General features: G+C 61.8%; 23 protein-coding genes, 4 tRNA genes and 1 riboswitch. Of the genes, 9 read left to right on the forward strand and 18 right to left on the reverse strand.

Annotated elements, in window-relative coordinates; all coding sequences use genetic code 11:
* Positions 1–782 precede the first annotated feature (782 nt).
* From AB3G88_RS18475 to uvrB, 10 genes are all read right to left on the reverse strand, one after another.
* Positions 783–1,742, reverse strand: coding sequence for a tRNA dihydrouridine synthase (locus AB3G88_RS18475; protein WP_099584014.1), 960 nt, complete (start codon positions 1,740–1,742; stop codon positions 783–785).
* A 55-nt stretch (positions 1,743–1,797) separates the two neighbouring features.
* On the reverse strand, positions 1,798–2,232 hold the full coding sequence (locus tag AB3G88_RS18480; protein WP_099584015.1) for an acyl-CoA thioesterase: 435 nt from the start codon (positions 2,230–2,232) through the stop codon (positions 1,798–1,800).
* A 40-nt stretch (positions 2,233–2,272) separates the two neighbouring features.
* Entirely contained in the window at positions 2,273–3,106 is an 834-nt protein-coding gene (locus AB3G88_RS18485; protein ID WP_112196256.1) for an alpha/beta hydrolase, read from the reverse strand.
* 16 nt (positions 3,107–3,122) lie between these two features.
* Positions 3,123–3,662 carry a TetR/AcrR family transcriptional regulator gene (locus AB3G88_RS18490; RefSeq protein WP_099584017.1) on the reverse strand — a complete coding sequence of 180 codons (540 nt, stop codon included), beginning with the start codon at positions 3,660–3,662 and terminating at the stop codon, positions 3,123–3,125.
* Positions 3,663–3,845: 183 nt separating this feature from the next.
* Positions 3,846–3,921 (reverse strand) — tRNA-Glu (locus AB3G88_RS18495).
* Between the two features lie 79 nt (positions 3,922–4,000).
* Positions 4,001–4,076, reverse strand: a tRNA-Ala gene (locus AB3G88_RS18500).
* A 50-nt stretch (positions 4,077–4,126) separates the two neighbouring features.
* Positions 4,127–4,202 (reverse strand) — tRNA-Glu (locus AB3G88_RS18505).
* A gap of 78 nt (positions 4,203–4,280) precedes the next feature.
* Positions 4,281–4,356: transfer RNA gene (locus tag AB3G88_RS18510), tRNA-Ala, on the reverse strand.
* A gap of 147 nt (positions 4,357–4,503) precedes the next feature.
* A complete protein-coding gene (gene gltX, locus AB3G88_RS18515; protein WP_099586258.1) occupies positions 4,504–5,985 on the reverse strand; it encodes a glutamate--tRNA ligase in 1,482 nt (493 codons plus the stop codon).
* A 186-nt stretch (positions 5,986–6,171) separates the two neighbouring features.
* Positions 6,172–8,187: an excinuclease ABC subunit UvrB gene (gene uvrB, locus AB3G88_RS18520; RefSeq protein ID WP_480451083.1), complete on the reverse strand. Its 2,016-nt coding sequence runs from the start codon at positions 8,185–8,187 to the stop codon at positions 6,172–6,174.
* A 342-nt stretch (positions 8,188–8,529) separates the two neighbouring features.
* Between uvrB and AB3G88_RS18525 the strand changes: the two genes are divergently transcribed.
* Entirely contained in the window at positions 8,530–9,726 is a 1,197-nt protein-coding gene (locus tag AB3G88_RS18525) for an amino acid aminotransferase (protein WP_480451085.1), read from the forward strand.
* Positions 9,727–9,827: 101 nt separating this feature from the next.
* A complete protein-coding gene (locus AB3G88_RS18530) occupies positions 9,828–10,037 on the forward strand; it encodes a hypothetical protein (RefSeq protein ID WP_480451087.1) in 210 nt (69 codons plus the stop codon).
* A gap of 39 nt (positions 10,038–10,076) precedes the next feature.
* Here the strand turns inward: AB3G88_RS18530 and ptrR are convergent, their stop codons facing one another.
* Entirely contained in the window at positions 10,077–10,955 is an 879-nt protein-coding gene (gene ptrR / locus AB3G88_RS18535; RefSeq protein WP_480451089.1) for a putrescine utilization regulator PtrR, read from the reverse strand.
* Positions 10,956–11,059: 104 nt separating this feature from the next.
* On the opposite strand from ptrR, the gene AB3G88_RS18540 reads away from it, so the two are divergent.
* A complete protein-coding gene (locus tag AB3G88_RS18540) occupies positions 11,060–12,442 on the forward strand; it encodes an aldehyde dehydrogenase family protein (protein ID WP_480451092.1) in 1,383 nt (460 codons plus the stop codon).
* Between the two features lie 11 nt (positions 12,443–12,453).
* On the opposite strand, the gene AB3G88_RS18545 is transcribed toward AB3G88_RS18540, so the two are convergent.
* Both AB3G88_RS18545 and AB3G88_RS18550 read right to left on the reverse strand, forming a co-directional pair.
* Positions 12,454–12,759, reverse strand: coding sequence for a protealysin inhibitor emfourin (locus AB3G88_RS18545; protein WP_480451094.1), 306 nt, complete (start codon positions 12,757–12,759; stop codon positions 12,454–12,456).
* Between the two features lie 28 nt (positions 12,760–12,787).
* Positions 12,788–13,852: a M4 family metallopeptidase gene (locus AB3G88_RS18550; protein ID WP_158878603.1), complete on the reverse strand. Its 1,065-nt coding sequence runs from the start codon at positions 13,850–13,852 to the stop codon at positions 12,788–12,790.
* 133 nt (positions 13,853–13,985) lie between these two features.
* Here AB3G88_RS18550 and AB3G88_RS18555 point away from each other — a divergent pair, with 133 nt between their 5' ends.
* From AB3G88_RS18555 to AB3G88_RS18570, 4 genes are all read left to right on the forward strand, one after another.
* A complete protein-coding gene (locus AB3G88_RS18555; protein ID WP_112196262.1) occupies positions 13,986–14,915 on the forward strand; it encodes a DNA/RNA non-specific endonuclease in 930 nt (309 codons plus the stop codon).
* A gap of 37 nt (positions 14,916–14,952) precedes the next feature.
* Positions 14,953–15,146: riboswitch (cobalamin riboswitch) on the forward strand.
* 115 nt (positions 15,147–15,261) lie between these two features.
* Positions 15,262–16,272 (forward strand): ABC transporter substrate-binding protein, encoded by a 1,011-nt coding sequence (locus AB3G88_RS18560; protein ID WP_099586266.1) that lies wholly within the window; start codon positions 15,262–15,264, stop codon positions 16,270–16,272.
* On the forward strand, positions 16,269–17,285 hold the full coding sequence (locus AB3G88_RS18565; protein ID WP_099586267.1) for a FecCD family ABC transporter permease: 1,017 nt from the start codon (positions 16,269–16,271) through the stop codon (positions 17,283–17,285). Before AB3G88_RS18560 ends, AB3G88_RS18565 begins: the two co-directional genes overlap by 4 nt.
* Positions 17,282–18,046, forward strand: coding sequence for an ABC transporter ATP-binding protein (locus AB3G88_RS18570; protein WP_099586268.1), 765 nt, complete (start codon positions 17,282–17,284; stop codon positions 18,044–18,046). The genes AB3G88_RS18565 and AB3G88_RS18570 overlap by 4 nt, the downstream gene beginning before the upstream one ends.
* Before the next feature lie 481 nt (positions 18,047–18,527).
* Here AB3G88_RS18570 and AB3G88_RS18575 read toward each other — a convergent pair whose 3' ends face one another.
* Positions 18,528–19,409, reverse strand: coding sequence for a LysR family transcriptional regulator (locus tag AB3G88_RS18575; RefSeq protein ID WP_480451097.1), 882 nt, complete (start codon positions 19,407–19,409; stop codon positions 18,528–18,530).
* 100 nt (positions 19,410–19,509) lie between these two features.
* Here AB3G88_RS18575 and AB3G88_RS18580 point away from each other — a divergent pair, with 100 nt between their 5' ends.
* Entirely contained in the window at positions 19,510–20,562 is a 1,053-nt protein-coding gene (locus AB3G88_RS18580) for an alkene reductase (RefSeq protein WP_480451099.1), read from the forward strand.
* Between the two features lie 278 nt (positions 20,563–20,840).
* On the opposite strand, the gene AB3G88_RS18585 is transcribed toward AB3G88_RS18580, so the two are convergent.
* Together AB3G88_RS18585 and tspO are read right to left on the reverse strand one after the other, a co-directional pair.
* Positions 20,841–21,785 carry an alpha/beta hydrolase fold domain-containing protein gene (locus tag AB3G88_RS18585; protein ID WP_191959840.1) on the reverse strand — a complete coding sequence of 315 codons (945 nt, stop codon included), beginning with the start codon at positions 21,783–21,785 and terminating at the stop codon, positions 20,841–20,843.
* The gene (tspO, locus tag AB3G88_RS18590; protein ID WP_099586272.1) at positions 21,785–22,225 is read right to left on the reverse strand and encodes a tryptophan-rich sensory protein TspO; all 441 of its coding nucleotides are present in this window, start codon (positions 22,223–22,225) and stop codon (positions 21,785–21,787) included. The genes AB3G88_RS18585 and tspO overlap by 1 nt, the downstream gene beginning before the upstream one ends.
* 158 nt (positions 22,226–22,383) lie before the next feature.
* Between tspO and chrA the strand changes: the two genes are divergently transcribed.
* Complete coding sequence (gene chrA, locus AB3G88_RS18595; RefSeq protein ID WP_480451102.1) at positions 22,384–23,595, forward strand: chromate efflux transporter; 1,212 nt, start codon at positions 22,384–22,386, stop codon at positions 23,593–23,595.
* Here chrA and AB3G88_RS18600 read toward each other — a convergent pair.
* Together AB3G88_RS18600 and AB3G88_RS18605 are read right to left on the reverse strand one after the other, a co-directional pair.
* Entirely contained in the window at positions 23,575–24,156 is a 582-nt protein-coding gene (locus tag AB3G88_RS18600; RefSeq protein ID WP_099586274.1) for a nucleotidyltransferase family protein, read from the reverse strand. The genes chrA and AB3G88_RS18600 overlap by 21 nt on opposite strands.
* A 17-nt stretch (positions 24,157–24,173) precedes the next feature.
* Positions 24,174–24,407: a hypothetical protein gene (locus AB3G88_RS18605; RefSeq protein WP_099586275.1), complete on the reverse strand. Its 234-nt coding sequence runs from the start codon at positions 24,405–24,407 to the stop codon at positions 24,174–24,176.
* Between the last annotated feature and the right edge of the window lie 40 nt (positions 24,408–24,447).

Consider the following 24,447-nt stretch of genomic DNA (forward strand, 5'->3'; position numbering starts at 1 on the left):
AGCATGGCCTCACCCTGTGGCGCTCGCGAATTGTCGTGGCGTAGGGGCGTGGGACTCGTATTGTTATTGGAAGTACCCGGAGACGGGTTCACGCCTATTTTAGGCGTCACAGAGGAGGACTGCTCCAAGAGCGTTGTGCCAACTTTGGCGAAAGGCGAGTTATTAATCGATAGAGACATAAGTAAGTTCCTTACTCAGCACAACCCGACACTTTTAACGACCGGGATGGCGATGGATTTATGGACTTAGAACAACAGCACTACTTTGCTGCCGATATATTCGTGGGCAGCAGCGCCATTGGGTTCCAAAAATCGCGACTCATATAAAGAAATCAAACCAAACTTTCGGAATTTGCCTCATGACCTTCGCACAAAGCCTCTGAATTAAGCGGTTCGCATGCACAACCTATTGACACACACGCTAATAAACAGTCCGCCAGGCAACTCAGCGACATAAATCCACACGGCGTAAAGCGGCCGATTGTGATATTTCGCGCACGAAGTGATAACCGTCCGAACCGACAACGTACTTAATATTAATAAAATGTCAGAAGATAATTAAATTTACATAAACAATTATTCTGCAAACTAAAAACAGCCCCTTATCTGTTTATGTAATCCAAGAAAGAAACAGGTAGAACCCCCAATAAAAATCCGCTCTGTCCCCCCCATAAACGCAAAATGCCCCGCCTCTTTCGATACGGAGCATTTTTTTGCAACACCCAACAGAGGGCTCGGCGCTTGAAGCACCCTCCAACTCCCCCCCAAGCGTTACAACATGACTCAGTGACGACCGGGATGAGGCATGCCGAGCAAACGGCTGACCTGCTCCAGATCGGTCTCGCGACGCAGGGCGGTAAAAAGCTCCACCGCCTCCGGGTAGTTGCGTGTCAGCATCGCCAACCATTGCTTCAAACGGCCGGGCGCCTGCTTCTCGGTGAGCTGCGCTACCGACTGGGTCCAGAACTCGCGGAGCATGGGCTGCATCTCCACCCACGTCATTTGCACGACTTCCTCGCCCGCCCGCGCAGCCGCAATCTGCCGCGCCAGGTCAGGGCGCGCCACCAGGCCACGGCCGAGCATGATGTCTTCTACGCCGCTGATCTCGCGGCATCGGCGCCAGTCTTCGACGCTCCAGATATCGCCATTGGCAAACACGGGCACCTTGACCACGTCCTGCACCCGCGGGATCCATTCCCAATGAGCTGGCGGCTTGTAGCCATCGGTCTTGGTCCGCGCATGCACCACGATATGCGCCGCACCGCCTTCGGCCAGGGCCGTGGCGCACACCAGCGCGCCGTCGGGGCTATCGAAGCCCAGGCGCATCTTGGCGGTCACCGGGATATGCGCGGGAACTGCTCGGCGAACGTGCTCGACGATCTGGTTGAGCAACTCCGGCTCCTTGAGCAGCACGGCACCGCCTCGGGACTTGTTGACAGTCTTGGCCGGACAGCCGAAATTCAGGTCGATCACTTGTGAACCCAGCTCGCAGGCCAGGGCGGCGTTTTCCGCCAGGCACACAGGATCGGAGCCGAGCAGCTGCACGCGCAAGGGCACACCCGCCGCGGTGTGGGCACCGTGCAGCAACTCAGGAGCAAGCTTGTGGAAATAGGCCGGGGTGAGCAGGCGGTCGTTGACGCGGATGAATTCGGTCACGCACCAGTCAATACCGCCCACGCGGGTCAACACGTCCCGCAGGATGTTGTCGACCAACCCCTCCATGGGCGCCAAAGCAATTTGCATGGGAAACACTCAACAAAAATCGTGGCGCAGTTTACTGGGTTTCCTACGGCAACCGTTAACCCGCTGTCAGGGCGGGGCCATAGCCATCGAGAAACTCGGCGGGCATGCGCTTAGGCTTGCCCGTGGACAGCTCGATGCAAACGAAGGTGGTTTGCGCGCGCAGCAGGGTTGCACCGTCACGCGGGCGGACCAGTTGAAAGCGGCGGGTCATCTTCAGGCGCTGGTCCCAGTCGACAATCCACGTGGCCAGTTGCAGCTCGTCGCCTTCGTAACCGGCCGCCAGGTAATCGATCTCGTGGCGCACCACTGCCATCGCGCGATCCAGGCGGCGATACTCGGTCAGGTCCAGCCCCAGTCGTTGGGAGTGGCGCCAGGCGCAACGCTCCAGCCAGGACACGTATACCGCGTTATTGGCGTGCCCCAGGCCGTCGATGTCTTCAGGCGCAACCTGCAGATCAATGATAAACGGCGTTGCCAAATCCCAGCCCATGCGGTGCTCCCAGTCGATTAATGTCGGCGGGGGCAGTGTATCAGGCGCTTTGCCGCTCCTGTAGACAGCAGCCGGCCAACAGCGTCAGCACGGCCTCGATCACGCGAGGATCGGCCAGTACTTTCTGGTGGCCGCCTTGTTCCAGGCGCAGCAGACGACTGTCGAACCAGGCGTCGTGAATGGCTTGAGAGGCTTTGACGGGGACGAAGGTGTCGTCTTCGGCGTGCACGATCAGGCCGGGGATATTCATCTGGTAATGGGCCACATCCAAGTACTTGAGCGGCATGCCGAACGTCATCTCCACCTCCTGGATAAACGCCGAACGTGCCCGCGCCGGCAAACCGACCATCCGGGTAAAACCACGCAGCGCATCCAGGAAGCGCGACGGGGCGGCAATGCTCACCAGCGCCTGGGTACGCAACCCCAACTGCACCGCCAGCATCGCACTGGCGCCGCCCATGGAATGACCAACCACCGCATGCAGCGGCGGCAACTCGGCAGCCGCCTCCAGCATGGCGCGAGCGAACAACAGCACATGGGCTTCACGCCCTGGTGAGCGGCCATGGGCAGGTCCATCCAGGGCTATCACGCAGTAGCCGTTGTCGACCAAGGCCGTGATCAGACTGGCGAACTGGGTTGGACGGCCTTCCCAGCCGTGCATCAACAAAACGGCAGGACCTTGCCCCCAGCGCAGGGCCGACAAGCCAAAGCGCAGGGTGATGCGCTCCGATTGCGCCAGCAGCGGTAATTCCCAGTCACGGGGCGGCAGCTTGCGCGGGGTCATGAAGGCGCGACGCATCTTGTTGGCCACCGTGTGCGGTGCCACATGCCCCAGCGTGCCGTTGAAACGACGAATCCAGGTTAACGCGCCCATTCTGCGAGCCCTCTTCCTATCGCACAGCCGACTTGGCAGCGCGTATCACACGATCCGACAACTCGCCCGGCCCGAGCGCCCGCGCCAAGGTCAGCCCGCCGACCATCAAGGCCATGTCCGCCAGGGCCTTGTCAGTGTCTTCCGGGCTGCCGGCCAACTGCGCAGCCATCAACTCGACGTGCTCGTTCAATACCTCGCGAAAGGCGTCCGGCAGACGGCCCATCTCGCCCACCGTTGCAGGCAACGGGCATGCCTGGGAGGTTGAATCGCGGTGCTTGCGCGACAGATAAAAGGCCGCCACCAGCGTACGACGCTCCTCGCCGGTGAGCTGGGTGTCCATATCGTCGATTGAAGCGCGACGCTGCGCCAGCAATTGGCTGAACGCCTCCAGCATCAGCGCATCCTTGCTTTCAAAGTGCGCGTAGAAACCACCAACGGTCAGCCCAGCCGCGCCCATGACTTCACCGACACTCGGCTCGGCCGGGCCGCGCTGGATCAACGCCGCGCTGGCGGCCTGCAGAATGCGTTCGCGGGTTTGCGCTTTTTTATCGTTCATCAAAGCCTCCGACTCTCATGGGTTGAATATTATTACCATAATAATATTTAGCAAGCGACAGTCACGACCACTGGTCAGAACAGGAAGAAAGGAAGTGAAGGGAGAATTGGCCAAACGCCAGACAAACAAAAGGGCCATTCAATAATTGAATGACCCTTAAAAATCCCGCAGAGCGGGTAATCGTGGCGTCCCCTAGGGGACTCGAACCCCTGTTACCGCCGTGAAAGGGCGGTGTCCTAGGCCACTAGACGAAGGGGACACAAACCTTCTGTACAACTGATCAGCGCTGAGAACTGATCGATTCAAGGACGGTGTGGCCAGACCTTGAACCTGTAAATTGGTGGAGCTAAACGGGATCGAACCGTTGACCTCTTGCATGCCATGCAAGCGCTCTCCCAGCTGAGCTATAGCCCCGGATTTTTCGCCTCGCGGCGCAGCAGACCTTTCGAGCTGCTTGTTGAAACTGGCGTCCCCTAGGGGACTCGAACCCCTGTTACCGCCGTGAAAGGGCGGTGTCCTAGGCCACTAGACGAAGGGGACAAAACCTTCTGTACAACTGATCAGAGCTGAGTTCTGATCGATTCAAGGACGGTGTGGCCAGACCTTGAACCTGTAAATTGGTGGAGCTAAACGGGATCGAACCGTTGACCTCTTGCATGCCATGCAAGCGCTCTCCCAGCTGAGCTATAGCCCCTCATCGGTGAGGACGGGGCGAATCTTAATGGCGGTTTGGAAGTGTGTCAAATTTATTTTCAACATTTTCCAAAGTTTTTTGCCGGGATAACAATCACTTACCGACGAAACCCCGGAAAACCGGGGTTTCGTCGCTGCAACGGCCTGCTTACGCGATAGCGCCCAGCAGCTTTTCCCACTCTTTGTTTTCTTTCTTCGACACACCACCAAGCAAATCAAGGGCTTGGCGCAGACGGAAACGAGTGAGGTCCGGACCGAGAATTTCCATCGCATCCAGCACCGACACCGAACTGGCCTGCCCGGTAATCGCAGCAAACATCAGCGGCATGGCGTCACGCAACTTCAACTCCAGGGATTCCACCACCGCCTGGATCGTCGCGGTGATCGCGTCCTTCTCCCACTGGCGCAGGCTTTCGAGTTTCCATAGGATCAACTGCATCAACTGGCGAACCTGGTCGCCCGAGAGCTTTTTGGACTCGAACAGCTTGGCATCCGGGTTCACGCCTCCGGCAAAGAAGAAGCTGGCCAACGGGGCGACCTGGCTGAACGTCTCCACCCTGCCCTGCACCAGTGGCGCGATCTTCATCATGTACTCAGGGTTCAACGCCCACTGCTGCAGACGGCTGGCGAACTCTTCCACCGGCAGATCGCGCAACCACTGGCCGTTGAGCCACGACAACTTCTCGACATCGAAAATCGGACCGCCCAGAGAAACGCGCGACAGGTCGAAGTTGTCGACCATTTCCTGCAACGAGAATTTCTCGCGCTCGTCCGGCATCGACCAGCCCATGCGGCCCAGGTAGTTGAGCATCGCTTCGGGCATGAAGCCCATGCGCTCGTAGAAGGTCACCGAAGTCGGGTTCTTGCGCTTGGACAGCTTGCTCTTGTCCGGGTTACGCAGCAGCGGCATGTAGCACAACTGCGGCTGTTCCCAACCGAAGTATTCGTAGAGCAGGATCAGTTTCGGCGCCGACGGCAGCCACTCTTCGCCACGCAGTACGTGGGTGATGCCCATCAGGTGGTCGTCGACCACGTTGGCCAGGAAGTACGTCGGCAAGCCGTCGGTCTTCATCAGCACCTGCATGTCCATGCGGTCCCACGGGATCTCGACGTCACCGCGCAGCATGTCCGGCACCACGCACACGCCTTCGCTCGGCACTTTCATGCGGATAACGTGCGGCTCGCCGGCAGCCAGGCGCTGGGCCACTTCCTCCTTGGACAGCAGCAGCGCGCGGCCGTCGTAGCGCGGGGTTTCGCCACGGGCCTGTTGTTCGGCGCGCATCTGGTCCAGTTCTTCGGCGGTGCAGAAGCACGGGAACGCATGGCCCATATCGACCAGTTGCTGGGTGTACTGCTTGTAGATGTCGCTGCGCTCGCTCTGGCGATACGGGCCGTGCGGGCCGCCAACGTCCGGGCCTTCTGCCCAGGTGATGCCCAGCCAGCGCAAGGCATCGAAAATCTGCTGTTCCGACTCGCGGGTGGAGCGCAGTTGGTCGGTGTCCTCGATCCGCAGGATGAATTCACCACCGTGCTGCTTGGCAAAGCAGTAGTTGAACAAGGCGATGTAGGCAGTGCCGACGTGGGGATCCCCAGTAGGCGATGGCGCGATGCGCGTGCGGACGGTGGTCATGGCAGGTCTCGAATGGGCGATAAAACTAAAAATTGAAACAAGAGGCGAATGGTAACAGCCTGGGTGATTTCTGGAAAACCAAGGCGCGGCCATCGGGGGCAAGCCCCCTCCCACACTTTGACTTGTGGACACCGTCAAATGTGGGAGGGGGCTTGCCCCCGAAGAGGCCAGTCCAGCCACCGCAGATCACACAGCCAGCAACCGCTCACGCAACTTGCCAATCTCATCCCGAGTCTGCGCCGCAGCCTCAAACTCCAGGTCCCGCGCCAACTGGTACATCTTCTCTTCCAACTGGCGGATCCGCTTGGTGATCTCACTCGGCGAGCGCAGTTCGTTCTCGTACTTGGCGCTTTCCTCGGCGGCCTTGGCCATGCCCTTGCGCTTCTTGCTGCGCGAGCCGGGCACCACGGCGCCTTCCATGATGTCGGCGACATCCTTGAACACACCTTTAGGCGTAATACCGTGCTCCAGGTTGAACGCGATCTGCTTGTCGCGACGACGCTGGGTCTCGCCAATCGCACGCTCCATGGAGCCGGTGATGCGGTCCGCGTAGAGAATCGCCCGACCATTGAGGTTACGCGCCGCCCGGCCGATGGTCTGGATCAGCGAGCGCTCGGAACGTAGAAAGCCTTCCTTGTCGGCATCGAGGATCGCCACCAGCGACACTTCCGGCATGTCCAACCCTTCGCGCAGCAGGTTGATCCCCACCAACACATCAAACACACCCAGGCGCAGGTCGCGGATGATCTCCACGCGCTCCACGGTGTCGATGTCCGAGTGCAAGTAGCGCACGCGCACGCCGTGGTCGGCCAGGTAGTCGGTCAAGTCTTCGGACATGCGCTTGGTCAGCGTGGTGACCAGCACCCGCTCTTCCAGCGCGACGCGCTTAGTGATCTCGGACAGCAGGTCATCCACCTGGGTCAGCGCCGGGCGGATTTCGATTTCCGGGTCCACCAGCCCCGTCGGGCGCACCAACTGCTCGATCACGCGGCCGGCATGCTCGGCCTCGTAGTTGCCCGGCGTGGCCGAGACAAAGATGGTCTGCGGGCTGATCGCCTCCCATTCATCGAAACGCATCGGCCGGTTATCCAGCGCCGACGGCAGGCGAAAGCCGTACTCCACCAAGGTTTCTTTACGCGAGCGGTCGCCCTTATACATCGCGCCCACTTGCGGCACGCTGACGTGGGATTCGTCGATCACCAGCAGCGCGTCATCAGGCAGGTAGTCGTAGAGCGTCGGCGGCGGCGCGCCGGAATCACGGCCCGAAAGGTAGCGCGAGTAGTTTTCGATGCCGTTGCAGTAGCCCAGCTCCAGGATCATCTCCAGGTCAAAGCGCGTGCGCTGCTCCAGACGCTGGGCCTCCACCAGCTTGTTGTTGGCGCGCAGGTACTCCAGACGCTCGGCCAACTCCACCTTGATGCCCTCGATGGCGCCCATCAGGGTTTCACGCGGGGTCACGTAGTGGCTTTTCGGATAGAAGGTGAAGCGCGGCAGCTTGCGGATTACCTCGCCGGTCAACGGATCGAAAGCCGACAGGCTCTCGACTTCATCGTCGAACAACTCGATGCGGATCGCTTCCAGGTCGGACTCAGCCGGGTAGATGTCGATCACATCGCCGCGCACCCGGAAAGTGGCGCGGGCAAAATCCATGTCGTTGCGGGTGTACTGAAGGCTCGTCAGGCGGCGCAGCAACTCGCGCTGGTCGAGTTTGTCGCCACGGTCCACGTGCAGCACCATCTTCAAATAGGCTTCGGGGCTGCCCAGGCCATAGATGCACGACACGGTGGTGACGATGATCGCGTCCTTGCGCTCCAACAGCGCCTTGGTCGCCGACAGCCGCATTTGCTCGATGTGGTCGTTGATCAACGCATCCTTCTCGATAAAGGTATCGGAGGACGGCACATAGGCTTCGGGCTGGTAGTAGTCGTAGTAGGAAACGAAGTATTCGACTGCGTTATTCGGGAAGAACGCCTTGAATTCGCCGTAAAGCTGCGCAGCCAGGGTCTTGTTGGGCGCCAGCACCAGCGTTGGGCGGTTGATCTGCGCGATCACGTTGGCGATGCTGAACGTCTTGCCTGAACCGGTCACCCCGAGCAACGTCTGGTGCGCCAGGCCGGCCTCAATGCCTTCGACCATCTGGCGAATGGCTTCCGGCTGATCGCCGGCGGGTTCAAAGCGGGTGACTAGTTGGAAATCCGACATAACGTACCTCTTGAAGTCACCCCGGACTGTAAACCGGCCGAGGACGAAATAGACCACCCCTCGCGAATATTCAGAGCGAGCGGTAGGAAAAAACCATGATAGCCATACAAGTGGTGGCGAATGTGACGGGTTTCAAGGCAATCGTCCTATCTGCCGTCCAGGATCAATGTTGCAATAAGACTAACGGTCAGCAAATAAACCGAAAAACTTGGCCGAAAAGCCGTTTCGGTTGTCGCCCTCAGCCGTGATGGCCTCTATACTAGCTCCCCGTTTGTGCACCGCTCTAGTGCATTCGGCTGGAGCGCGACACGTCCCTCCTTTCCCCCATAGAGCTGCCGCAAAATGAGCCTGTTCTCCGCTGTCGAAATGGCACCACGCGATCCTATCCTGGGCCTCAACGAAGCATTCAACGCCGACACACGAACCACCAAGGTCAACCTTGGCGTAGGCGTTTACTGCAACGAGGAGGGGAAGATTCCACTCTTGCGTGCCGTTGCCGAAGCGGAAGCCATTCGCGTGACGCAACACGCCGCCCGTGGCTACTTGCCGATCGACGGCATTGCCGCCTACGACAAGGCCGTGCAAACCCTGCTGTTCGGTAACGATTCGCCACTGCTCGAAGCCGGTCGTGTCGTGACCGTCCAGGCCGTGGGTGGCACCGGCGCCCTGAAGATCGGCGCTGACTTCCTCAAGCAACTGCTGCCAGACGCCGTCGTCGCCATCAGCGACCCGAGCTGGGAAAACCACCGCGCCCTGTTCGAAACCGCCGGTTTCCCGGTGCAGAACTACCGTTACTACGACGCCGCCACCCACGACGTAAACCGCGCCGGCCTGCTCGAAGACCTCAACGCCCTGCCGCCGCAGTCCATCGTGGTGCTGCACGCCTGCTGCCACAACCCGACCGGCGTCGACCTGAGCCCGGCCGACTGGCAAAACGTGCTGGACGTGGTCAAGGCCAAGAACCTGGTGCCGTTCCTCGACATGGCCTACCAGGGCTTCGGCGACGGCATCCACGAAGACGCCGCTGCGGTGCGCCTGTTCGCGGAATCGGGCCTGACCTTCTTTGTCTCCAGCTCGTTCTCCAAGTCGTTCTCGCTGTACGGCGAACGTGTGGGCGCGCTGTCCATCGTTGGCGATTCCAAAGAAGAAAGCGCGCGCATCCTGTCCCAGGTCAAGCGCGTGATCCGCACCAACTACTCCAACCCGCCGACCCACGGCGCCGCGATTGTGGCCGCTGTGCTGAACAGCCCTGAGCTGCGCGCCCAGTGGGAAGCCGAACTGGCCGAAATGCGCCTGCGCATCCGCGGCATGCGCGAGCAGATGGTCGCCGAACTGGCCAAGGCTGCACCGGGCCACGACTTCAGCTTCGTCGGCCGCCAGAGTGGGATGTTCTCCTACTCCGGCCTGACCGTTGAGCAAGTCACCCGTCTGCGCAGCGAGTTTGGCATCTACGCGCTGGATACCGGGCGTATCTGTGTGGCGGCGCTGAACCAGTCGAACATTGGTGCGGTAACAAAAGCGATTGTTCAGGTTCTATAACCCGGCCAGCGCCATACAAAGGGGGAAGCCAATGGCTTCCCCCTTTTTGTTGGCCAAGCCACTAGACTGAACCCCGACCGCCCCTTTGCTGTGAGAGCCCTATGCGAAACGATGACCTGGACCTGCGCGCCGACCGCGACGAACTGCATGACTACGCACCCCGCGCCCAGCAACCCAAGCGCCAGAGAAGCCTGGTGCTGCAAGTGGCACTGGGGGTGTTCCTGGGTGGATTGGCGTTGTGGCTGGTGCAGTTGGGCGCGACAGCAATAATGGCCAAACTGGCCATGGGCACCTTCCAGTTCGGCGGCTGAAACCGGGTCAATGTGGGAGGGGGCAAGCCCCCTCCCACATTAAGACACCGACGCTTCCAGATTGCGTTCCTCCAACAACTTCACAAAGCTGCTCAAACTCTGTGACACCGTCCCCCGCCGCCAGATCAACCACGTATTCAGCAAGCGAAAACTGTCCATCAACGGCCACACACTCACCGCCGCAAACCCCGGCATGCTTTCCAGCATGCTGCGCGGCATCAGCGCCAGCCCGGCCCCGGCGCTGACGCAGGCGAGCATGCCGTGGTAGGACTCGATCTCGAAGATCTTGCCTGGCACCGCGCCATCCTGTGAAAACCAGCGTTCGAAGTGATGGCGATACGAGCAGTTCGAGCGAAACGTATAGATGTTCTCGCCATTCACGTCCTGCCCTCGGGTGATCGGTGCGTGGTGCAGGGGCGCGATCACTACCATCTCCTCTTCAAACACCGCCACGCCTTCCAGGGTCGAATGCAGCACCGGCCCGTCGACAAAGGCGGCGGCCAGGCGCCCCGACAGCACGCCTTCGATCATGGTGCCCGACGGGCCGGTGCTCAGGTCCAGCTCGACCTTGGTGTGTTTCTGGTTGTACGCCGCGAGCAACGCCGGGATACGTACCGCCGCCGTGCTCTCCAGCGCGCCAAGGGCAAACGCGCCCTGGGGCTCTTCCCCCGCCACGGTCGCACGGGCCTCTTGCACCAGGTCGAGGATACGCCGGGCATAACCGAGGAAGTTCCAACCGGCCGGTGACAGCCGCAGGCGGCTCTTCTCGCGGATAAACAGCTCCACGCCAAGATCCTGCTCCAGCTGCTTGATCCGCGTGGTCAGGTTCGACGGCACGCGATGAATCAACTGCGCGGCGGCGCTGATGCTGCCTTGCTCGGCAACGGCCTTGAAGATTTCCAGCTGCACCAGGTCCAAGCCATTCTCCATTCGTGAATGTATTGCTTAATATTATTCAGTTTCCAGAAAAGAGCCAGCCCCGTACGCTGACCTCCATTCCAACGTACACGCAGGACGGTGCCATGAACGCGACTACCCACGCTTTATCGATCAACCCCGCCAACGGCGAAACCGTCGGCAGCTACCCGTACGAAACCACAGCGCAACTGGACGCCGCCCTCGACCGCGCCACCAGCGCCTTCCGCACCTGGCGCCGCCAGCCGGTCAGCCAGCGCGCCGAGTTGCTGCTGGCCCTGGCCGATGCCCTGCGCGAGCAAGCCGAAGCCATGGCGCAGATGATCACCCTGGAAATGGGCAAACCCATCGCCCAGGCCCGTGCCGAAGTGGAAAAATGCGCGCAACTGAGCGAATGGTACGCGGCCCAAGGCCCGGCCATGCTCGCCCCGGAGCCGACCCTCGTCGACAACGGCACCGCCCACATCGAATACCGCCCGCTGGGCCCGATCCTCGCGGTGATGCCGTGGAACTTCCCAGTGTGGCAAGTGCTGCGCGGCGCCGTGCCGACCATGCTGGCCGGCAACACCTACGTGCTCAAACACGCGCCAAACGTGATGGGCAGCGCCTACCTGATCCAGCAAGCCTTTCAGAAAGCCGGCTTCGCTGAAGGCCTGTTCGAAGTGATCAACGTCACCACCGAAGGCGTGTCCAAGGCCATCGCCGACCCACGCATCGCCGCCGTGACGCTCACCGGCAGCGTGCGCGCCGGTATCGCCATCGGCTCCCAGGCCGGTGCCGCGCTGAAAAAATGCGTGCTGGAACTGGGTGGCTCCGACCCGTTCATCGTGCTCAATGACGCCGACCTCGATGCCGCCGTACAGGCCGCGCTGATCGGCCGCTTCCAGAACAGCGGCCAGGTCTGCGCCGCCGCCAAGCGCCTGATCATCGAAGAAGGCGTGGTTGAAGCCTTCACCACCAAGTTCGTCGAAGCCAGCCGCGCCTTGGTGATGGGCGATCCCACCTCAGCCACCACCTACATCGGCCCAATGGCCCGTTTCGACCTGCGCGACGAGCTGCACGGCCAGGTCCAGGCCACCCTGGAAGAAGGCGCGACCCTGCTGCTGGGCGGCGATAAAGTCGCAGGCAACGGCAACTACTACGCGCCGACCGTTTTGGCCAACGTCACCGACCAGATGACCTCGTTCAAACAGGAGCTGTTCGGCCCGGTAGCCTCGATCATCACCGCCCGCGACGCCGACCACGCCGTGGCCCTGGCCAACGACAGCGAGTTCGGCCTTACCGCGAGCATCTTCACCACTGACGCGGCGAAGGCGCGGGACATCGCCAATCAACTGGAAACCGGCGGGATCTTTGTCAACGCCTTCAGCGTCTCCGACCCACGGGTGGCGTTTGGTGGCGTGAAGAAAAGTGGATTCGGCCGCGAGCTGTCGCACTTTGGTGTGCGCGAGTTCTGCAACGCGCAGACGGTATGGCTGGACCGCAAGTAACCCCTTGGGGTTCAACAGCGAACATGCCGCCGCACGCACTGCACCAACCCATCCAGGGCCGGGGACTTCACCGGCGCGAGCACACACACTGTGTGCTCGCGCTCACCCTCGCTGACCGTCAGGGTGTAATGCACCTGGCCCGGTTTGCCAGGCTCAGGCGCCGTGCTTTGCGGTAACTTAAAGAAGTCTGAAGCTTCGATCAATTGCCGCAACTCCTGCTGTTGCGGCTCGGGCAGCTTCTCCAGCTCCACACTGTTCGGTCTCGCCAGGCCCGGAAAAAATGCCGAGCCGCCGTTTTCCTTGATCGAAATTCGCATGGCTGTTCCTCACCGCCTTGGCGGCTTGTCAGACGTTGATGCCCACGGCTTTCCAGCCTGCCTTGACGGCCTTCTGCTCATCCTTGTTCGCCCCGTACAAACGACCGGCGACGTCGTAGGTGATGCGCGCAAAACGCAGGAACCCGGAGTTCGGCCGCAACCGTGCATCGCGCAGGGCGTCATACCAGATGCGCCCTGCCCGCTCCCAGGCAAACCCGCCGATCTTCGTTGCCACCTGATAGAACGCATGGTTGGGAATCCCGGAATTGATATGTACGCCGCCATTGTCGTCATAGGTTTGCACAAAATCATCCATATGCCCCGGCTGCGGGTCCTTGCCCAGCAGCTTGTCATCAAACGCGGTGCCCGGTGCCTTCATCGAGCGCAAGGCAGTGCCTTTGATTTTCTTGGTGAACAACCCTTTGCCGATCAGCCAGTCGGCGTCCTCGGCCTTTTGCTGCAACGCGTACTGCTTGATGAGTGAGCCGAACACATCCGACAGCGACTCGTTCAACGCACCGGATTGATTGAAGTACATCAACTTGGCCTCATCCTCAGTCACGCCGTGGGCCAGTTCATGGCCGATCACGTCCAGAGCCACGGTGAAGCGGTTGAACAACTGCGCATCACCGTCCCCGAACACCATCTGCGTCGAATTCCAGAACGCATTGTTGTAGTCCTGGCCAAAATGAACGGTGGCGTCCAGCGCCATCCCGGCATCGTCGATGGAGTTGCGGTCGAACACCTGGTCAAAAAAGTCGAAGGTGGCGCCCAACCCATCATAGGCTTCGTCCACTGCGGCATCACCACTGGCAGGCTGGCCTTCAGCGCGGATCAGCTTGCCAGGCAGGCTGTCGGAGCCTTCGGCACTGTAGATAGAGCGGCGTTTTTCGGCGCCGATGGCCAGGGCCATATGCGCGGGGCCCTTGGCGGGCACCGCGACCATGCGCAGCGAACGGAACGTGCTGTCCTTGGCCCGCGTACGCAACGCGACGTCGCGCTGGGCTTTATCACCGTGGCGCGCGATCTGGTCGAGCATGTACGGCGGGATCAGGCAAAAAATCGGATTGCGATGAGGCTGGCGAACACACATTGGCTGGCTCCTTTTGCGAGGGGTGAGCGTCTGGACGACCGTTTTCAGGATAGCCGCCATGGCTTGACTCGACATTAATTGTCATCAACCTATGTTGCAGTCATGTTGATCCAACACCCGTGAGGACCGCCCGATGCCAGCACGTAAAGCCAACGCCGACCTGACCTATCGCCCCCGGCTCGCCGACCTGCGGCCGCTGCTCGCGGCCAGCCCAACCCTGTTGGAAGCCCGGGCCGCGACGCCGCGTGTTACCCCGGCCAAAGACCTGAAAAACCGCCAGGGGTACGCCGACGATTTCCTCGGTAGCTTCGAGGTGCCCTGGCCCACCGTGGCGCAGGCACTGGCGCCTGACGCGCAGCCAAAGCGCCTGGACTACACGCATTTCTCCATCACGATGTCACGCGCCCGACGACTGGCACTCTACGTGGGCGTCAATATCGACGGCGGGAAACACGTGGATATTGTGCGCAGCAACGACACCTGGGCCTACGACGGCCGCCTGCCCACCGACGCCCAGATAGGCGAAGACCTCTACGCCGGCAATGGCCTGGATCGCGGCCACTTGGTGCGGCGCCAGGATCCCAATTGGGGCGACGAGGCAAAAACCGCCAACCTCGATACGTTCCATTTCACCAACTGCTCACCGCAGATGAGCGGCTTTAACCAGAAAACCTGGCTGGAGCTGGAAGACTACATCCTCGACAACACGCAACGCTGGAAAGCGCGGGCCACGGTGTTTACCGGGCCGGTGTTCGGCGACGATGACCGCGTGTACCGGGGCGTCAAAATCCCCAAGGCGTTCTGGAAAGTGGTCGCCTACCTCAGCGACGACGGCAAGCCGTCGGCCAGTGCCTACATGATCGACCAAAGCCGCGAATTGGGTCAGCTTGAGCTGGTATTTGGCCAACTGCGGACCTACCAGCGCAGCGTGATCCAGATCGAGCAATTGACCGGCATCCGTTTCGGCAACCTGGCCGACTACGACGGGTTCAGCAACGAAGAGCGCGCCACCGGCACGCGAATTGAAGCGCTGATCCAGGGCCCCCAAGACATTCGTCTGTGAGCCACTGAACTTCAGCCTCCCTCTGCGAGGCTGAATCAACTACCATACCGCCGCCGGTTCCCCCATGGGACTAATAGGGAATTCGAAACGCCGCCCGCGGCGCCAATCGAAACTGCCCCCGCAACTGTAGGTGCCGAGCCTGCTCCTTAACGCCACTGGACCTCGTCCGGGAAGGTCGGAGCGTGGCGACGACGCATCAGTCAGGAGACCTGCCGGCCCAGCACAATCACTAACCGGCGGGGTGTCCGGGAAGGACATCCTTGCCTGCCCGACCGGCAGCGTTCGAGGGCGTATTTCCGAGCCGTACTGCCCCTGTTTCAACTACGGTTCACACGGAGATCGCCCGATGCTGCCACGCGTTATTGCCCTGATCACCGGCCTGGGTTTCTGTGCCCTGGCCCAAGCGGCGCCCACTCACTACCCGCTGACGGTCGAAAACTGCGGCAATGCCGTGACCTTCCCGCAAGCTCCTGCGCGCAGCGTGACCATCGGCCAGGCCGCCACCGAAATGCTGTATGCCTTGGGCGTCGGCGATAAAGTGGTCGGCACCTCGCTGTGGTTCAACCGTGTGCTGCCCCAGTACCAGGCGCAGAACGACAAGATCGAACGCCTGGCCAACAACGAGCCGAGCTTCGAAGCCGTGATCGCCAAGCGCCCGCAACTGGTGGCTGCCGAGCTGGAATGGGTGGTCGGCCCGCAAGGTGTGGTGGGCACCCGCGAGCAATTCCATGAACTGAAGATCCCGACCTACCTGCTGCCCTCCGACTGCGAAGGCAAGGACAACCTGGTGGGCGCCGACGGCACGCGGCTGGAGCCGTTCCGCATCGAAACCATCTACAAAAGCATCAGCCAGCTGGCCGAGATTTTCGACGTACAGGCGCGCGGCCAACAGCTCAACGATGACCTCAAGGCGCGCCTGGCCAAGTCCGTCGCCACCGTGCAGAGCAAGGGCCTCAAGCACGCCAGCGCGCTGGTGTGGTTCTCCAGCTCCGAGATGGCCAGCGACCCGTATGTGGCCGGCCACAAGGGCGTCCCCGAATTCATGCTCGAAACCCTCGGCCTGCACAACGTGGTGCAGTCCGATGAAGAGTGGCCCGCCGTCGGCTGGGAAACCATCGCCAAGGCCAACCCGACCTTCCTGGTGATCGCCCGCATGGACCGCCGCCGCTACCCCGCCGACGACCATGAAAAGAAACTCGCCTTCCTGCGCAGCGACCCGGTCACGCGCAACATGGACGCGGTGAAAAACAACCGCATCATCATCCTCGACGCCCTGGCGCTGCAGGCCAGCATCCGCACGTTCGATGGCCTTGAACAACTGGCTGGCGCCATCGACGGCTACGACCTGCACAAATGAATAAAAGCGTGATCCGCACCCTGCTCGCCCTGACGCTGCTATTGATCGCCGTACTCGCCGGCGTGGCCATCGGCGAAACCGCCATCGAGCCGCAAGTGGTGCTGCAAGTGCTCGCCAACAAACTGTGGAACGCCGGCTACCTGCTCGACCCCATCGACGAAGGCGTGGTGTGGAACTACCGCCTGACCCGCGCCCTGGTCGCCGCCGCATGCGGTGCGGGGCTGGCCACCTGCGGGGTGATCTTGCAGTCGTTGCTGCGCAACCCGCTGGCTGACCCTTACTTGCTGGGCATCAGCGCCGGCGCATCGACCGGCGCGGTATTGGTCGCGCTGATGGGCGTGGGCGGCGGGTTGATTTCGCTGTCGGCCGGCGCGTTTGTCGGCGCCATGGCGGCGTTTGCCCTGGTGATCCTGCTGGCGCGGGCCAGCAGCTCCATGAGCGGCACCGGCCAGATCATCCTTGCAGGCATCGCCGGTTCGCAGCTGTTCAATGCGCTCACCGCATTCCTGATCACCAAGTCGGCCAGTTCCGAGCAGGCCCGCGGCATCATGTTCTGGCTGCTGGGCAACCTCAGCGGCGTGCGCTGGCCGTCGGTGTGGCTGGCGGTGCCGGTGGCAGTGGCCGGCTTGGCGGTGTGCCTGTGGCATCGGCGTGCGCTGGATGCGTTCACCTTTGGCAGCGACTCGGCGGCGTCCCTCGGCATTCCGGTACGCCGCGTGCAATTTGTGCTGGTGGGCTGCGCGGCACTGGTGACGGCGGTGATGGTGTCGATTGTCGGCTCCATCGGTTTTGTCGGCCTGGTGATCCCCCACGCGGTACGCCTGCTGCTCGGCACTGGGCACTCGCGTTTGCTGCCGGCCAGCGCCTTGGGCGGCGCACTGTTTTTGATCGCGGCGGATGTGCTGTCGCGCACCTTGATCAAAGGCCAGGTGATTCCGGTGGGCGTGGTCACGGCCTTGGTCGGCGCGCCGGTGTTTGCGTTGATCCTGATCGGCCGGAGGAATGCACGATGAGCGTACTCAGTTGCACCGGCCTAGGCTTCAAGGTGCGCGACGCCGAGTTGCTGCGTGACATTCATCTGGAGGTGCAGTTGGGCGAAACGTTGGGGATTGTCGGCCCGAACGGCTCTGGTAAATCCACCTTACTCAAACTGCTGGCGGGCTTGTGCACACCGGCGTCAGGGGAGGTGCGGCTGGGCGGCGAGCGGCTGGGCGACCTTTCGCGCCGCGCCATTGCGCAGCAGTTGGCCGTGGTGGAGCAACAAGCCGACACCGACGATGCCATCCGCGTGTTCGACGCCGTGGCGCTGGGCCGCACGCCGTGGCTGTCGGCGCTGAGCCCGTGGTCCAGCGACGACAACGCCATCGTCGTCCAGGCCCTGCACGACGTGGACGCCACCCACCTGAGCCAACGCGCCTGGCGCAGCCTCTCCGGCGGCGAACGCCAGCGCGTGCACATCGCCCGCGCCCTGGCGCAACGGCCGCAGATCCTGTTGCTGGATGAGCCGACCAATCACTTGGATATCCAGCATCAACTGGCGATCCTGAAGGGCGTGCAGGGGTTGCCAGTGACGACATTGATTGCGCTGCATGATCTTAACCAGGCGCTGACCTGTGATCGCTTGGCCGTGCTGGATCGCGGGTGTTTGGTGGCGTTGGGCACACCGCTGCAGGTGCTGACGCCGCAACGCTTGCAGGACACGTTTGGGGTGCAGGGGCACTACCTGACCGACCCGTTTGATGGGGCGCAGATCTTGCGGTTGCGCTCCAACTGAGTCACCAGGGTTGTTGTGGCTGATGAGTCCTTTGTGACACCTTGGCCTGCTGTGGCACATGAGTTCTTTGTGACATGTGAGTGCTTTGGGGCAGGTGAGTTCTTAGTGGTATGTGAGCTCTCTGTGGTGAGCGGGCTTGCCCCGCGCTGGGCTGCGAAGCAGCCCCAATAAGACCGCCACGATTCTTCAGCAAAACCTCAGCGTTTGGTTGGGGGCTGCTTCGCAGCCCAGCGCGGGGCAAGCCCGCTCACCACAAAAAGCCCGCTCACCACAACAGGCCCGGTGACCACAACAATCCCTGTGACCACAGCAGGCCCGCTCACCACAGCCCTATAAATACCGCTGCATAGGCGTCGTGCACCACACCGGATCGTCCTCGACATCCACAATCTCAAACCCCTGGCGGAATCTCGGCAACGGTGACCGTCTGAATATTCATCATTCACCCATTCGTTGGTAGTGCAGAAAGTTACCGGGCCTGTCACGCATCCTCCAGCCTGTCGCGCAAAAACTCGATAAACCGTTGAGTCTTCGCCGGCAGCAGGCGGGTTTCGGTGAGCGCATAGACAGGCACCGATGTGCCATGCCAATCGGGCAACACTCTACGCAGTATGCCGCTGGCCACATCCTGTTCGGCAATGCCCTCAGGCAGCAGCGCAATGCCCAGGTCCAACGCGGCCAGCCGCCGGAGCATGCCTACGCTGTTGAGTTCAAACCGCCCGCTCACGTCGACTTCCACCTTATCCACACCCGACACCAAGCCCCATTGATGCGCCCTTGAACCGCGCATGCGCAAACATTCGTGATGCGCCAGGTCTGCGGGCTGCGCAGGCAGGCCAGCGCGTTCTAGGTACTGGGGCGAGGCGTACAGCGCTCGGCGCATGTTCGCGAGTTTGCGTGCGATCAGATTGGAATTGGCGGGCTCGCCCATGCGAATGACCACGTCCACCGGATCACTGATCAGGTCGGCCTGGCGCGGCGTTAAATCGAGTTCGAAGGTGATACCCGGATACAGCCGGGAAAATTCGGCAATCAACGGCGCCAGGTAGACCATCGCGAAATCCACCGGCAACGAGGCGCGCAGCACGCCGTTGGGCTGGGCGAGCATTTCGCCGAGTTGCTCATGGGCCAGGCGTGCCTCATCGACAATGCGCTTGCAGCGCTCAAAGTACAGTTGGCCAGCCTCGGTGGGCTCGATCTTGCGCGTGGTGCGGTGCAACAGCCGCAGGCCGATGCCTTTTTCCAGCTCGCTGATGCGCCGGGACAGCGTCGAGTTCGGCATGCCCAGGGTCTCGGCCGCACGGCTGAAACTGCGAGCCTTCACCACCTCGACAAACAGCGCCATATCGTTGAGAAATTCCACAACATTATCCCATCAGTGGATTAGTCATTTCGCGTTTGAGCCATTTATCCCGAAATCGGATTGATCAATCATAACCCCATCACTGATGAGGAACACCGCCATGAATGCTCTTTTTTCTCCCCTTGCCCTCGGTCGCTACACCCTCGCCAATCGCCTGGTCATGGCGCCAATGACCCGCTCGCGCGCCGACGACGCCGGTGTGCCTTCCGACCTGGTGACTACCTATTATGCGCAGCGCGCCACAGCCGGTTTGATCATCTCCGAGGGTGTGTTCCCCGACGCATCGGGCAAAGGGTATGCGCGCACCCCAGGCATCGAAACCGCCGCACAGGTGGCCGCCTGGAAATCCGTCACCGACGCCGTACATGCCCAAGGTGGCCACATTTTCATGCAACTGATGCATTGCGGACGGGTGTCTCACCCCTCGTTGTTGGCTGACGGTGGGCTGCCGCTGGCCCCCTCGGCGATCAAACCGGCGGGCCAGACCTGGACCGCGACCGGCCTGCAGGATTTCGTCACGCCCCAAGCAATGAGCGTGGCGCAGATCGGTGGCGTGGTCGACAGCTACCGCCAGGCCGCACGCCGGGCAATCGAGGCTGGCTTTGACGGTGTGGAGTTGCACGCCGCCTCCGGTTACCTGCCCGAGCAATTCCTCTCCAGCGGCAGCAACCAACGCGACGATCAGTACGGCGGTTCGGTGGAAAACCGTAGCCGCTTCGTGCTGGAAGTCCTCAAGGCGATGGCCGATGAAGTGGGCGCTGATCGCGTGGGCATCAAGATTTCCCCCGAGATGAACTTCAACGACATCAGCGATGCCAACCCGCAGGAAACCTACACCTACCTGGTCACGCAACTGCGCGGGCTGAAGTTGGCCTACCTGCATGTGGCGCTATTCGGGGCGAGCTTTGACTACCACGCCGCGCTGCGCCCGTTGTTCGATGGCCGCTATTTGGTGGGCAGCGGGCTGACTCGGGACAGCGCCGACAGCTTGATCGCCGAAGGCAATGCCGATGCGGCGGTTTTTGGTAACGCGTTCCTGGCCAACCCGGACCTGCCAGCGCGTTTTCGCAGCGGTGCCGACTTGAATGTGCCCGACAAAGACACCTTCTACGCGCCAGGTGCCGAGGGTTACATCGACTACCCTGCGCTCTGAGGTGCACCACTCGGCTACTGAGCCTGGGTGATACTTGTGGTGAGCGGGCTTGCCCCGCGCTGGGCTGCGAAGCAGACCCATCAGAACCACCCCCGCTTTTCCAGACAAACCGAGTTGCCTGGTTTTAGGGCTGCTTCGCAGCCCAGCGCGGGCAAGCCCGCTCACCACAACAAGCCCGCTCACCACACAAAAACCGGCTCACCCCAAATAAGCCCGCTCACCACAACAGGCTTGCTCACCCCAACAGGCCGGTCCGACGCAGAGGTTGAGGGCAATCGTTAAAGCGGCATAAACAAGGTTGTCCGCTTGCCATCGATGCGCTCAGTCATCCACTTGCGGCTGTACGCCAACACCGCCTCCCCCATCGCCACCGGAAAATGGATAAACCCATGGGCCGATTCCGGCAGCAGATGGGCCTCGGCCTGGGGCCAGCGCTGCGCAATCAATAGCGTGTCGTCCTTGAGCGGGTCCAGCTCCCCCACAAACATCAATGCCGGAGGCAGGTCGTCGAAGTCGCCATACAGAGGTGACAACGGCGGTTGCCTGCGCTCGTCATCGCTGATCCCCGGCGTCAGCATGCGCAGGGCCTCAACCATGCCCGGCCCATCCAGCAACAAGGTCTCCGGCCCGGCGCTGCGTACACTCGGCGTACCGGTCAAATCGTAGACCCCGTAATACAGCACCGCGCCGCTCACCCGCTGGAGCAGCGCTGGCCATTGCTTGAGCGCCAGCAACGTGGCTGCCGCCAAATGCCCGCCGGCCGACTCGCCCACGACGATCACGGGTAGGTTCTTGAATTCATCGTCGCAGAGCAACCAGCGCGCCGCCGTCAGGCAATCCTCCATCAACCCCTCAACCGGTGTGTCCACCGCCAGCCGATAATCCACCGACACCACCGCCACGTCGCAGGCGTTGACCATGCCGAGGTTGAGGTCGTCATCCATCTGCGCATTGCCGATCACCCAGCCGCCGCCGTGGATATCCAACACCACGCCCTTGGGCTTGCCGACCGGCCGCAGGATACGCACGGGCACGCCGTCCACGGTCCGGCTTTCAGCGGGCGTTGCGCGCCTGACCTTCTGGCTCACGCGCAACAGCGCCTGGATCAAGCGCGGTGTCACCCGGTTGCGGATCTTAAAGCGCGGCATCCAGGCAAGCTTTTGATTGAAGCGGCGCATCTGGGCCAGTTCCGGCTCGCTGGCCGGCCAAGGTTGATAAGCCATCAGCGGTTATTGCGCAGAATCGAGAAATTCAACGCCGCCGCGACACACAGCCACGCCAGGTACGGGAACAGGATCAAGCCGGTGATCAAATCCAGGCGCACCGCCAGCACCACCATGGCCGCCACGGTGACCCACAGCAACACGATGATCACCATCCCGGCAAGCAGGCGATGGGCGCCGAAAAACACCGGCGTCCACAACGTATTCAACGCGATCTGCGCGGCCCACAGCGCCAGCACCATTTGGCTGCCGGGGATCAGGCTCAGGCGGTAACCGGCCCAGGCCAGCAGCAGGTAGATGATCGTCCACGCGACCGGGAACAGCCAATTGGGCGGGGTGAAGCTGGGTTTTACGAGGGATTCATACCAGGCACCGGGCTTGAAGATCACGCCGGTGCTGGCGGCGGCGGCGCAGGCGAGCAGGAAGATGAAGAAGGTCATGGTCGGTCCTTGAGGTCGGAGGGAAGAAAGCAACGCTATGCTTGAGTGACTCAAACTGCTGCGCATAAATTCAATGAATACCCCAAAAATGGCGCTGCGCGTCATGAAAACTGGGTATGGTCTGCGCCTACCAGATGATCAAATGTGGAATCTCGACCGTGGCCATCCCCCCAGCCCATCACCCAGACAGCCCCTGGTCGGTGTTCCTTGTCTTCCTGCGCCTGGGCCTCACCTCCTTCGGCGGCCCCATCGCGCACCTGGGCTATTTTCGTGACGAGTTCGTCACCCGGCGCCGCTGGTTGAGCGAACGCAGCTACGCAGACCTGGTCGCACTCTGCCAATTTCTACCCGGCCCGGCCAGCAGCCAGGTCGGCATCGCGCTGGGCCTGCAACGGGCAGGTTACGGCGGAGCACTGGCGGCGTGGGCCGGGTTCACGCTGCCGTCTGCCTTGCTGCTGATCGTATTTGCCTTGGGCATTGCCCAGCACAGCGAAGCCCTGCCAACCGGCGTGCTGCACGGCCTTAAAGTCGTCGCCGTGGCCGTGGTCGCCCAAGCCGTGTGGGGCATGGCGCGCAACCTGTGCCGGGGCGTGGCGCGCGTAAGCCTGATGCTGATAGCTGCGTGCGTGGCGCTGTTGACGACGTCCGCGTGGGGCCAGGTCGGCGCGATTGCCGTCGCTGGCCTTGCCGGCCTGCTGTTCTTGACGCCCACGCCGAACACCGAGCACGAAGCGCTGCCCATGCCGATCCGCCGGCGCACCGGCGCCCTGTGGTTACTGCTGTTTGTGTTGTTGCTGGTGGGGTTGCCGCTGCTGGCCGAAGCGCTGCCCAACCAGGGCCTGGCGCTGGTGGACGCCTTTTACCGCAGCGGCGCATTGGTGTTCGGTGGCGGCCACGTGGTACTGCCGTTGTTGCAAGCAGAAGTGGTGGCGCCGCACTGGATCGGCACAGACCTGTTCCTCGCCGGCTACGGCGCCGCTCAAGCCGTGCCCGGCCCCTTGTTCACCTTCGCCGCGTTCCTCGGCGCCGCGATGTACTCGCCCCCCAACGGCTGGCTGGGCGGCCTGATCTGCCTGCTGGCGATCTTCGCCCCTGCGTTTTTACTGGTGTTCGGCGCCTTGCCGTTCTGGGAAACCCTGCGCCGTAGCCCGCGCACCCAAGCCGCGTTGGCGGGCGTGAATACAGGCGTGGTGGGTTTGTTACTGGCCGCGCTGTACCACCCGGTGTTGACCAGCGCGATCTACACCACCTATGACATCGGCCTAGCGGTGCTTGCACTGGTCGCGCTGATGGTTTGGAGGCTTCCGCCGTGGTTGGTGGTGATCGCCAGCGGTGGACTGGGATGGTTACTAAGCGTGGGCGTCGGCTGAGCCAGGCTCAACAATCCTTAGCCACGGCCACCGCGCCTGATAACTCCTGGCCTTCTGCGCAAACAACGCCGGCTCCGAATGCAGTGGATTGATCCGCAACAGTCCCTGTTCTACATCCGCCAATCCATAGGGCGCATACACCTCGCCGGTGGCGATCTCCAACCCGATGCACGTGCCAGCCACCAGATAACGATCAACCCCCTGTTTAGCCGAGTGCAGCTGCGGGTAAGGTCGGCCAAACCGCTGCCCATACCAGAGGTGAACCCGCGCCTGGTTCCTGACCTCCACATTCACGCCCAAGTCCTGGAACAACCGCTCGGCCCTACGAATCACCGCGTCCTCGGCCTCGTAGGACAAGTCGGTGTCGAAGTAGAAAACGTCGTAGTCCTTTACGCCCTGCGCGGCAGGAAGATTGCACTGGTGATTCCACACCGCCTGGAACAGACACCCCGCCGTGAGCATGCACTGCTCCACACCGAGGTCGGGCAGGCGCTTGGTCATTTCAGCATTGATGGGGTTGGCCATGGCCAGGTGGAGCAAGGTGTCGACGGTCAAGGTCATGGGGATCCCTGATTTAATCAGCCCTTCAACTCACTGGCGCGATGACTCGCGGCATCGTCATAAGCCACATACAGCGACTCAGCGATTTGGCTCTTGATCGCCTTGGACGCTTCCAGCCCCAACACAAAGCCTTCTGCCTTGCCGCCTGCGCGGTTGAGTTCTTCATGGGTTGCGGCACCGGTGATGGCGTCGAGCAGCTTGGTGGCGTGCGGGCCGACGCCCTTGGGCAGGCTGATTTGGTCGATGGACATGGGCGATACCTTGCAAGAGAGAGATCGGTAGCGCGTGGAA

This window comes from Pseudomonas arvensis (assembly GCF_056688935.1).

What these genes read in the sequence shown, in the direction of transcription:
- AB3G88_RS18475 (WP_099584014.1), bottom strand. Translation starts at nt 1,742, where the DNA reads ATGCAAATTGCTTTGGCGCCCATGGAGGGGTTGGTCGACAACATCCTG.
- AB3G88_RS18480 (WP_099584015.1), bottom strand. Translation starts at nt 2,232, where the DNA reads ATGGGCTGGGATTTGGCAACGCCGTTTATCATTGATCTGCAGGTTGCG.
- AB3G88_RS18485 (WP_112196256.1), bottom strand. Translation starts at nt 3,106, where the DNA reads ATGGGCGCGTTAACCTGGATTCGTCGTTTCAACGGCACGCTGGGGCAT.
- AB3G88_RS18490 (WP_099584017.1), bottom strand. Translation starts at nt 3,662, where the DNA reads ATGAACGATAAAAAAGCGCAAACCCGCGAACGCATTCTGCAGGCCGCC.
- gltX (WP_099586258.1), bottom strand. Translation starts at nt 5,985, where the DNA reads ATGACCACCGTCCGCACGCGCATCGCGCCATCGCCTACTGGGGATCCC.
- uvrB (WP_480451083.1), bottom strand. Translation starts at nt 8,187, where the DNA reads ATGTCGGATTTCCAACTAGTCACCCGCTTTGAACCCGCCGGCGATCAG.
- AB3G88_RS18525 (WP_480451085.1), top strand. Translation starts at nt 8,530, where the DNA reads ATGAGCCTGTTCTCCGCTGTCGAAATGGCACCACGCGATCCTATCCTG.
- AB3G88_RS18530 (WP_480451087.1), top strand. Translation starts at nt 9,828, where the DNA reads ATGCGAAACGATGACCTGGACCTGCGCGCCGACCGCGACGAACTGCAT.
- AB3G88_RS18540 (WP_480451092.1), top strand. Translation starts at nt 11,060, where the DNA reads ATGAACGCGACTACCCACGCTTTATCGATCAACCCCGCCAACGGCGAA.
- AB3G88_RS18545 (WP_480451094.1), bottom strand. Translation starts at nt 12,759, where the DNA reads ATGCGAATTTCGATCAAGGAAAACGGCGGCTCGGCATTTTTTCCGGGC.
- AB3G88_RS18550 (WP_158878603.1), bottom strand. Translation starts at nt 13,852, where the DNA reads ATGTGTGTTCGCCAGCCTCATCGCAATCCGATTTTTTGCCTGATCCCG.
- AB3G88_RS18555 (WP_112196262.1), top strand. Translation starts at nt 13,986, where the DNA reads ATGCCAGCACGTAAAGCCAACGCCGACCTGACCTATCGCCCCCGGCTC.
- AB3G88_RS18560 (WP_099586266.1), top strand. Translation starts at nt 15,262, where the DNA reads ATGCTGCCACGCGTTATTGCCCTGATCACCGGCCTGGGTTTCTGTGCC.
- AB3G88_RS18565 (WP_099586267.1), top strand. Translation starts at nt 16,269, where the DNA reads ATGAATAAAAGCGTGATCCGCACCCTGCTCGCCCTGACGCTGCTATTG.
- AB3G88_RS18570 (WP_099586268.1), top strand. Translation starts at nt 17,282, where the DNA reads ATGAGCGTACTCAGTTGCACCGGCCTAGGCTTCAAGGTGCGCGACGCC.
- AB3G88_RS18580 (WP_480451099.1), top strand. Translation starts at nt 19,510, where the DNA reads ATGAATGCTCTTTTTTCTCCCCTTGCCCTCGGTCGCTACACCCTCGCC.
- AB3G88_RS18585 (WP_191959840.1), bottom strand. Translation starts at nt 21,785, where the DNA reads ATGGCTTATCAACCTTGGCCGGCCAGCGAGCCGGAACTGGCCCAGATG.
- tspO (WP_099586272.1), bottom strand. Translation starts at nt 22,225, where the DNA reads ATGACCTTCTTCATCTTCCTGCTCGCCTGCGCCGCCGCCGCCAGCACC.
- AB3G88_RS18600 (WP_099586274.1), bottom strand. Translation starts at nt 24,156, where the DNA reads ATGACCTTGACCGTCGACACCTTGCTCCACCTGGCCATGGCCAACCCC.
- AB3G88_RS18605 (WP_099586275.1), bottom strand. Translation starts at nt 24,407, where the DNA reads ATGTCCATCGACCAAATCAGCCTGCCCAAGGGCGTCGGCCCGCACGCC.